Origin of the sequence: Parapedobacter soli, from assembly GCF_025460835.1 — a bacterium.
GTDB classification, from domain to species: domain Bacteria; phylum Bacteroidota; class Bacteroidia; order Sphingobacteriales; family Sphingobacteriaceae; genus Parapedobacter; species Parapedobacter soli.
Genome location: NZ_JAMXAY010000132.1, coordinates 1 through 1,327, shown reverse-complemented (window position 1 = coordinate 1,327; position 1,327 = coordinate 1). Strand labels below are relative to the sequence as shown.

Sequence of the window (1,327 nt, the reverse complement as noted above, 5' to 3'; positions counted from 1 at the left end):
GAGACTGTAAAACAAACTGTGTCAAGAGTTATAAATGTTAACTTAGTCACAGTTTAAAATGAGAGAAAAAAAGCAAGAAGAATTCGATTACGAAGAGATGAAAACGGCTGCGTTGCGCCAGCTACGCAGCGGGGATTCACTTTATGGGAAGAATGGGGCTTTTGCGCCGCTACTAAAGAAGTTTCTGGAGTCTGCGCTTGAAGCGGAACTGGACGCCCACCTTGACGAGGAGGAACGGGCTAGCGGTAACCGCCGCAACGGCAAGCAGACCAAACGGCTGAAGACATCCGATGGGGAGCTTGACATCACGACTTCCCGCGACCGCCAGTCAAGTTTTGAGCCCTCGTTGGTCCGCAAGCGCGAGACGATCCTGGCCGACAGCCTTGAGAAGAAGATACTTGGCATGTACGGTCTTGGTATGAGTTTCCGGGATATATCTTCCCATATCAAAGAGATGTACGACACGGATATCAGTCACAGCACGTTATCCACGATTACCGACCGTATCATTCCGGAGATCAGGGAATGGCAGTCAAGAAGCCTTGACAGGCTTTACACCATCGTTTGGATGGACGCGATGCATTACAAGGTGAAAGAGGACCACCGGTTCGTCTCCCGTGCGGTTTACAATATCCTTGGCATCGATCGTCATGGCCACAAGGAGCTTTTAGGGATGTATATTTCAGAAAATGAGGGTGCCAATTTCTGGCTTGGGGTACTGACCGACCTTCAGAACCGTGGCGTGGAGGATATCCTGATCGCCTGCATCGATAACCTGACGGGGTTTCCGGAGGCCATTGCCGGTGTTTTCCCGGAAACGGAGGTGCAGACGTGTGTGGTCCACCAGATTCGTAACAGCCTGAAATACGTGTCCAGTAAGGACCAGAAAGCGTTCATGAATGACCTCAAACCGGTCTACCGTGCCGATACGCTTGACCAGGCTGAACTGCGTATGGACGATTTGGAAGCGAAATGGGGGGTCAAATACGAAAAGGTCATCGAGTCCTGGCGCCGCAACTGGGATAAGCTTACGGCCTATTTCCGCTACGACAAGGCCATCCGCAAACTGGTTTATACGACTAACACGATCGAGGGATTCCACAGGCAGGTGCGCAAGGTAACCAAGACGAAAGGTGCTTTCACGTCGGATATGGCGCTTTTGAAGCTGGTTTACCTTGCCCATGGCAATATCAAAAAGAAATGGACGATGCCCCTTGCAAACTGGGCGGAAACCTCGCAGCGGCTGGCGGTTTGGTTTCCCGGAAGAATGGTGTTAGATTTGCCTTGAGCAACAGGGGTTGAACATCGGCCCCGCGGGGCCGATGTT

Annotated in this window: 1 protein-coding gene; it reads left to right on the top strand. The window is 51.7% G+C overall.

Translation table 11 applies throughout. The annotated features are described in order from the left end of the window. The first annotated feature begins 58 nt into the window (after window positions 1-58). Complete coding sequence (locus NGM62_RS21860) at window positions 59-1,288, top strand: IS256 family transposase (RefSeq protein ID WP_262250424.1); 1,230 nt, start codon at window positions 59-61, stop codon at window positions 1,286-1,288. Window positions 1,289-1,327 lie beyond the last annotated feature (39 nt).